Genomic DNA, 227 nt, shown 5'->3' on the forward strand with positions numbered 1-227 from the left:
TCACCACCGATCCCGCCACGAAGTCGCCGACTCCGCCCATCTGCGCCCAGTCGACCAACTCGGTCTTCGTGGCTTTCCGGCAGGTCGCCTTCCGGTCCAGCGCACCGGTGTAGGGGTGCAGGGTGCGGTCGTCGGGCTCGGTGGTCCCGGACGGCTCCGGAGCCGGGCTGAACGATGGCTGGGTCGCCGGCACCTCGTTCCATACGTTCGCGAAACTGCAGCCGGAA

1 protein-coding gene is annotated in these 227 nt (G+C 68.7%); it reads right to left on the minus strand.

Annotated features, from left to right (window positions below; translation table 11 throughout):
* On the minus strand, positions 1-227 hold a 227-nt coding region (locus BN358_RS27790; protein ID WP_232233234.1), incomplete at both ends, for a hypothetical protein.

It is taken from the genome of Sedimentibacter sp. B4 (assembly GCF_000309315.1).
Classification (GTDB): domain Bacteria; phylum Bacillota; class Clostridia; order Tissierellales; family Sedimentibacteraceae; genus Sedimentibacter; species Sedimentibacter saalensis.